Genomic DNA, 8101 nt, shown 5'->3' with positions numbered 1-8101 from the left:
ATCAACCTGACGACAAGGATGAGGGCTGGTATGTTGAAATTGCTTTTCCATTAAGCGTACTGCATGAATACAGCGGTGGAGTTAAAGCTAAAGCAGGTAACCAGTGGCGCATTAATTTTAGCCGGGTACAATGGCAGTACGAAGTAAAAGATGGCAAGTATCATAAAAAAATCAATCCTGAAACAGGTAAATCATTCCCTGAAGATAACTGGGTATGGTCGCCGCAAGGTTTTATTAATATGCACCGTCCTGAAACATGGGGATTTCTTCAATTCTCAGATATTATAGCTGGTGATGGGAGTGAAGAATTCGTGTTCAATGAGGATGAACGGGTTAAATGGGAATTGTATTCCGTTTATCATGCTCAAAAATTGTATCGTCAGGCTGCTGGTAAATATGCAAACCAGTTAATGGATTTTGCAAAGGTAGGATTGAATAATCTATCCTATGTGACAAAAGTTGAAACAACAGCTTCTTTATTCGAAGCGCAGGCTACCCGCTCTGGTAGTAAATATGTCTGGCATATCAATAACGAAGGACGCACTTGGAGATCAAGAAAGTAACATCATAAAACATCATTATGAAGAAAATACTAATATATGCAATGCTCAGCCTAATGTTAATAACATCGGTAGATGCGCAAAAGGAAAACAAAGAAACGGCTAAGGAAAAAGATAAACGTATGGCTTGGTTTAAAGATGCCAAGCTGGGAATTTTTATTCATTATGGTATTTACGCCGTAAATGGTATTGATGAGTCCTGGTCATTCTTCAATGGTTACATTAACTACGATGATTATATGAAGCAATTAGATGGTTTTACGGCCAGCAAATATAATCCGCAAGACTGGGCGCGCTTATTTAAAGAGAGTGGAGCCAAATATGCTGTATTAACATCAAAGCATCACGATGGAGTAGCTTTATGGGACTCAAAAACAGATCACTTTAACACAGTGAAAAATACACCTGCCAAAAAAGATATTGTGGCACCATTTGTTGAAGCACTTAGGAAGGAAAAGTTGAAAGTGGGATTGTATTACTCTTTGATTGATTGGTCTTATCCTGATTATCCGGCTCATTTACGTAATGAAAAACGATACACTAAAGATCCTGAGCGCTGGAGTAATTTTACCGATTTCTATTTTGCTCAAATGAATGAATTGTCATCTCGTTTCGATCCTGACCTATATTGGTTTGATGGTGATTGGGAGCATTCAGCCGAAGAGTGGAAATCGAAAGAGTTGCGTAAATTGATGTTGAGCTATAACAAAAATGTTATCCTGAATAGCCGTTTACGTGGATATGGCGATTATGATACACCAGAACAAGGTGTGCCGATTCGTAAGCCTAACAACCCTTACTGGGAATTGTGTATGACCATGAACGATTCGTGGGGTTATCAGCACAACGACCATAATTACAAAACACCATACCAGATGATTCGCATCTTTGTTGATTGTATCAGTATGGGAGGAAACTTGTTATTAGACATTGGGCCAAAAGCCGATGGTTCTATTCCTGAGCCACAACTAGAAATATTAAATGAGTTTGGCAGATGGACAAAAAAGCATAGTGAAGCAATCTATGGCACACGTGCCGGAATTGAGCAGAAATATTTTACAGGGCCCTCAGCTTTGTCGAAAGATGGTGAAACATTGTATCTATATATTGACAGACAACCTAATGGTGCGATAATGGTTAATGGATTGGACGTAGATGTTAAGAGCGTTCGTGTGGTAGGAAAGAATGCAGACTTGTCTTTTAAGCTTGATAATAATTTGTTGTCATTTGACCTTGATGCCAATGATTGTGATCCAACAATGACGGTTGTGGCGGTTAAATTAAAGCAAAGTATCAAGTTGGTTGAACCAACAACCAGTTTGAATGAATATGAACTGGCCGAAGTTATGAAGAACACCAGCTGGCAAAAGAAACACCAAATTGCCCTGAATAATATGGGAGATCCAATACCAACCGGGCATTACAATGGTCCAACAGCTTTATCAAAAGATAAAACGATTCTTTACCTGATGGTAGATGGTAAAAATAATGGTCCATTAGTAGTGCGCGGATTAAAGAATAAAATCAATCGTATCTGGGTAGTTGGTAATGGTACTAAACTAAGTCATAAAGAGAATGGTAAGCTTTACTGGAGTAATACCCCTGGCATTACTTATATTGATTTGCCCGAAAAAGTATTGGATAAAGACATGACAGTGATTGCTGTTTTATTGGATGGGCAATTGGATCTATATCGTGGTAAAGGACATGTTATTGAGAGTAATTAGTAGATAAATAGGTTTAAGTTTGAAAAGGCTGCATTGGTTTATTTAATCTTTGCAGCTTTTTTATTCAAGTATCAACCTTTTCCAAAGTTCGAAACTTTGGAAAAGATTATTTATGCGAATCAATGGTTAAAATAAATTCATATGCGTCGCACCTTCAGTGCTTTATGATTTTTCTATATTGATCGCAGGGTTTCACCCTGCGCTATTATGTACAGGCCTTTCAGGCCAATTGTTCAAATACTCCTGACAGTCCTGAAAAGGACGACACATATTAGCATAGTCCGCCAGGGCTATGGATACAAAGTTTATGATTTTGAGGACTGTAAGTCCGATACATATGTATTCTACTTTGGTTTCATTCAACTGTTGATCGACATTATTTGCATGCCGTTAATATTCATCGGATAAGTATAGATAATTATCAATAGTTAGACGATTTGTAGTTTTAATCCTGCGTTTTGATAAAAATAATAATCACTTGGCATTGTTTTCTGTTAGATTATTATTTTTGTGCTTCGTTTAATTTCTAATATCAAGCCATGCATAAGACCAAAGAAATCATTCTGCTAAATATTTCAGGAGAAGATAAACCGGGATTAACAGCCACATTAACCGGCATTTTGTCGCATTATGGTGTCAATATTCTGGACATTGGTCAGGCTGTTATACATGAAGATCTGGGTTTAGGCATTTTGTTCGAAGTACCTGAATCTGCCGAGTCAGCGCCGGTATTGAAAGAGTTGCTTTTTAAATCCTATGAACTGGGGCTTAATCTGAAGTTTACACCCGTTACAGAAGAGAAGTATAAAGAATGGGTGGGACATCAGGGTAAAGAGCGATTTATTATAACCTTGCTATCACGAAAGTTAAGTGCCGATCAACTGTCACAGGTAACTGGCATTATTTCTAACCAGGGCTTGAATATCGACTATATATCACGTTTAAGCGGTCGTGTATTACTTGATGACCACGAAGGCAATGATAAATCAGTAGTTGAATTCTCGGTGCGTGGAACACCTAAGAACGAGGTTGAGATGAAACAGCAGTTCATTGATATTTCAGGTGAAGCGGGTGTGGATATAGCTTTTCAGGCTGATAATATATTTCGTCGTAATCGCCGTTTAGTTTGTTTCGATATGGATTCAACCTTGATCCAGACGGAGGTGATAGATGAATTGGCTATTAAAGCAGGTATTGGTGATCAGGTAAAGGAGATAACCGAAGCTGCTATGCGGGGCGATATCGATTTTAACGAAAGCTTTATTCAGCGAGTTGCTTTGCTCAAAGGATTGGACGAAAGCGTTATGAAAGATATTGCCGAAAACCTGCCGATTACCGAAGGAGCTGAGCGTTTGTTTAAAACCTTAAAGACCTATGGCTATAAAACAGCTATCCTGTCCGGTGGATTCACTTATTTCGGTAATTACTTAAAAAGCAAGCTGGATATTGACTATGTATTTGCCAATGAGTTAGAAATTAAAGATGGTAAACTAACCGGAAAGCATAAAGGGGAAATAGTTAACGGAGAGAAAAAGGCAGAATTGTTAAAACTTTTGGCTTTTAAAGAAGACATCCATTTGGAACAGGTGATTGCTGTTGGTGATGGTTCTAATGATTTACCAATGCTAAAGCTGGCCGGTTTGGGTATTGCTTTTCATGCCAAGCCAAAAGTTAAAGAATCTGCAAAGCATCATATCTCAACCATTGGATTGGATGCGATCCTTTATTTACTTGGTTTCAGGGATCGGGAGATTAATATTTGATAAGGGAAGATTTTAGACATAAGATTTAAGCCGCAAGACTAATTGTTGCCATATGTTTTACATCATATCAATCATCTTACGTCTTATGTCTTGATTCTTTCGTCTGGTAACTTGGATCTTCATAGAATGACGAATCCTATATTTTTATTATTTTTGCCGCCCAGATAGTTGAGTAGGATATGGGTAAAGGTATTTTTCATCGATCAGAACTCTTAATGGGTAAAGACGTGATGCAGGTTATGGCTGATAAAAAGGCCATATTATTTGGGATTGGTGGAGTAGGAAGCTGGTGTGCCGAAAGCTTAATCAGAACGGGTATTACAAAACTGACTATTGTTGATAGTGATCGTGTTTGTGTAACGAATGTGAATCGACAGTTAATGGCTACTTCCAAAACAGTAGGTCAGGTTAAAACTGAAGCCTTAAAAGAGCGATTGTTGGAGATTAACCCCAAAGCTGAAATTACAGCGCTTCAAAAGATATACAGTAAAGAGACAGCCGAAGATTTTAATCTGGACGAATATGATGTAATTATCGATGCCATTGATAGCTTGGGCAGTAAGGTACATTTGATTCGTCGTGCAACCGAAACAAAGGCCATATTTGTGTCTTCAATGGGAGCGGCTTTAAAGGTAGACCCAACGCGAGTGCGTGTTGATTCATTCTGGAAAGTTAAAGGATGTCCATTAGCGCGGAAAATAAGGAAGATGGTACGTAAAGTCGGAGAACCATCACGCGATTTCCAATGCGTATATAGCGATGAGTTATTAGAAAATGCCGGAGCTGATGCAACTTGTGGTACCGAGAAATGCTTATGTCCAAAAGCAGAGAATGGTCCGGGCGATCCCGATTTGGTCAATCATGAGTGGTGTAGTCTTAAAGCTGCCATTAACGGGAGCCTGGCGCACATAACCGGTATTTTTGGTATGACATTGGCCGGTTTGGTCATTCAGCAAATAAGAGAAGAAGTTCTTCAACCCGCATAAAAAAATCCCGGCTCAAACCGGGATTTTTTGAACATTTTTGGATAATCGGGTTTAATAACCAAAAATGTCTTCCAGGGCTAGTTCGTTAACTTTGCCTAACTTCGATAGGGCCTTTTTATCCAAATCAGATTTCCGGCCTAATACCATGTAAGTATAATTCTTACCTTTTATATGTTCATTAAAGAAAGTTTCGAATTCATCCAGGGTAATATTGTTAGCTTTGGTATATACATCTTTTCTTAAATCATGATCTATACCTTTATCAGCATTTGAGAGATACCTCCAGAATAATTCTTTATTGGTAATGCGCTCAGTGTTGATATTTTTAACAATACCTTCACACGCCTGATTAAATTGCGTCTCTGCACGTGGCATTTCGTTCATTAATTCCGTTAATGTTGAAGTAGCAATACTTAATTTATCGGCTTGGGTACCCAGTCTGCCATAGATAAAATTGTCCTTATCTTTTTGGGATGCGCTTATATAACCAGCTCCGGCAGAATAGGCCAATGCTTTTGATTCTCTGATTTCCTGAAATACAACAGATGATAAACCAGATCCAAAATAGTTGTTGAAGACCTCGGCATAAGGTATAATTTCCGGATCGAAAGGAGTATCTTTTACAAGCAATAGTATATTGGCCTGGTTAATATCGTAATCAACCAGGAACACCTGTGAGTTTTCGCTTTCTCTCATCTCATATTTAATCTTTTCAGGAATAGGAGATAATTTTTCAGGAGTTTTATGGTACTGACTAAGCAAGCCGGTTACAGTTTCGGATGAGGATGGTCCATAATAATATACTTTGTGTTCAAATGATGTCATTTCATCCAATTGACGGGTTAAATCATTTGGATCGATGTTGTTAAGTTCTTCGGTATCGATCAGGTATTTACCCGGAGATTTTTCACCATAAATACCGTAGTCGACCATGGCATTAAATATCCGGCCCTGGCTTTTTTTCGCATCGTCACGTTTTTTAATAATGCCCTTCACAAATTCATTGTATGAATCTTGTTCAGCCTTGGCGTTATGAATGACATGTTCCAAAATTTCGAGACCTTTTTCCAAATGCTCATCCAGTCCGGCAATGGTGACGTAAGAGCGCTCATTTCCGGCATTAACCGAAAGACTCAAACCATAACGGAATAATTCTTTACGAAGGTCTTCAGGTGAATATTGATTTGTTCCCAGAAGAGGTAAATAATCAACTGCCAAAGGAAATTGCTGGCTGTTGGTTTTTCCCAGATCAATCACATAATTCAGTCGGAACAAGCTGTTGGTCTCGTTCTTAGAATGGAAAAACTCCAATCCACTCTTTAGTTCTTCTTTATGCAATGTATTGTTGAAATCAACAAATACAGGCTCAATATCAGTGACCTCTTCAGCTAAGAAGTTTTTAGCAAACTCAGATTGCAAATCACGATTAACCGGTACGGCTGTAATTTCAGGTTTTTCAACTTTAACCAAAGCACTGTTGTCACCAGTTCGCTTATAAACCAAGACATAGTTATCGCCATATTTTTCGTTTGCAAAAGCCATTACCTGCTCTTTGGTAATTTGCTTCATTTTATCAAGTGAAGCTAAAACATCTGCGTGAGCCTGACCAGTAGTAAATTCATTCATTAAAGAATAAGCAGTATAGAATGGGTTTTCCAAGGCACTCATAAAGTCTAACCGGGCCTTATTTACAATTGCTTCGATAATCCAGTCTTCGAATTCTCCTTTTTTAATTTTGTCCAATTCAGATAATAAAAGATCTCTTACTTCTTCCAGGGATTGTCCATCTCTTGGTTTACCATTGAAGATGTGTATGCCATAGTCGCGCATAAACCATGAGCCGGATGAAGCACTTAAAACCTTTTGCTTCTGCACCAGGTTAAGATCAATCAGGCCAGCTTGTCCGTTTGATAGGATTGAACTGATCAAATCCACCATAAGTTCATCGTCACTTCCTACACCATCAAACCGGAAGGCCAGTTGCATGCTTTCGGCGTCCGGACCAACAACCTCCTTAACAACAGGCGCTGTTATTGGTTCTTCCTTCGGCATTTGAGGTTCAGTAAACTCTTTCTTTTCTAATTGACCAAAGTACTTATCAACAAGTTGAATGGTAGGTTCAAATTCCAGATCACCAGATAAGGATATGGCCATATTATTAGGAATGTAGAATTTATCTTTAAATTCATAGATGGCCTCCATTGATGGATTTTTTAGATGTTCAGGAAAACCTATTATGTCGCGTCCATATGGGTGGTTTGAATAAAGACCTTGCATCATGGCTTGGAAAGCACGTTGACCATCCATGTCCTGATACATATTAAATTCTTCGTAAACAGTCTCCAGCTCGGTATGAAACAGACGAAGAACTAATCCTGTAAAGCGCTCTTTTTCCAATTTAGCCCAGCGTTCTATTTCATTTTTGGGGATTTCACACATATATACTGTTGATTCGTATGAAGTGCCGGCATTAACCCGCGATGAACCCATTGCAGTATTCAATTTGTCAAATTCATTTGTTGCGACGTATGAGGCTGCAATTTGAGATAGGCTATCAATTTTGAAATAGATTACCTTTTTCTCAGCAACATCCTCAGTAGAGCGATGTTGCTCAAATAAATCAGAAATTTGCTCCAATAGTGCGCTTTCTTTTTCCCAGTTAACGGTTCCTACTTTGGAGGTCCCTTTAAACATCATGTGCTCCATGTAGTGGGCTAAACCTGTTGCATCAAGATCTTCATAAGTAGAACCAGCCTTAACACCAATTAAAGCAGCAACTCTGGGTTCGTCAAGATTTTGAGTTAAGTAAACTTTCAGTCCATTTTCAAGAGTATAGATTCTTGCATTGTAAGGATCATTGGTTACACTTTCATAAGAATAACCGTTAGCATCGGTTTTTTGTAGGGTTTGGTAGCTTGCTTGCTGGCACGAGAATAGTACCAAAAGACCTGTTAGGAATAGGCAGAATAAATGTTTCATAAGTTTAGTTTTCTATTTAGACCTTATGAAGATAAGTATTTATAATGAATATAAAAGCTGAATGAGTCATTATCTACTAAATAATT

Annotated in this window: 4 protein-coding genes and 1 pseudogene; 4 read left to right on the top strand and 1 reads right to left on the bottom strand. The window is 38.3% G+C overall.

Annotated features, from left to right (window positions below; translation table 11 throughout):
- The 4 genes and pseudogenes from AC4MRQ_RS14930 to AC4MRQ_RS14915 all read left to right on the top strand — a co-directional run.
- A pseudogene (locus AC4MRQ_RS14930) lies at positions 1 to 563 on the top strand (carbohydrate-binding family 9-like protein); the annotation flags it as partial.
- 17 nt (positions 564 to 580) lie between these two features.
- A complete protein-coding gene (locus tag AC4MRQ_RS14925) occupies positions 581 to 2287 on the top strand; it encodes an alpha-L-fucosidase (protein ID WP_491198490.1) in 1707 nt (568 codons plus the stop codon).
- A 539-nt stretch (positions 2288 to 2826) separates the two neighbouring features.
- Positions 2827 to 4050 (top strand): phosphoserine phosphatase SerB, encoded by a 1224-nt coding sequence (gene serB / locus AC4MRQ_RS14920; protein ID WP_491198489.1) that lies wholly within the window; start codon positions 2827 to 2829, stop codon positions 4048 to 4050.
- A 179-nt stretch (positions 4051 to 4229) separates the two neighbouring features.
- Positions 4230 to 5036, top strand: a complete 807-nt coding sequence (locus AC4MRQ_RS14915) for a tRNA threonylcarbamoyladenosine dehydratase (RefSeq protein ID WP_491198488.1) — start codon at positions 4230 to 4232, stop codon at positions 5034 to 5036.
- A 51-nt stretch (positions 5037 to 5087) separates the two neighbouring features.
- Here AC4MRQ_RS14915 and AC4MRQ_RS14910 read toward each other — a convergent pair whose 3' ends face one another.
- Positions 5088 to 8015, bottom strand: coding sequence for a M16 family metallopeptidase (locus tag AC4MRQ_RS14910; RefSeq protein WP_491198487.1), 2928 nt, complete (start codon positions 8013 to 8015; stop codon positions 5088 to 5090).
- Positions 8016 to 8101: the final 86 nt, after the last annotated feature.

Source organism: Carboxylicivirga sp. (assembly GCF_982718395.1).
Note: the sequence above shows the minus strand (reverse complement) of the source record. Positions and strands in the feature narration are given on the sequence as shown.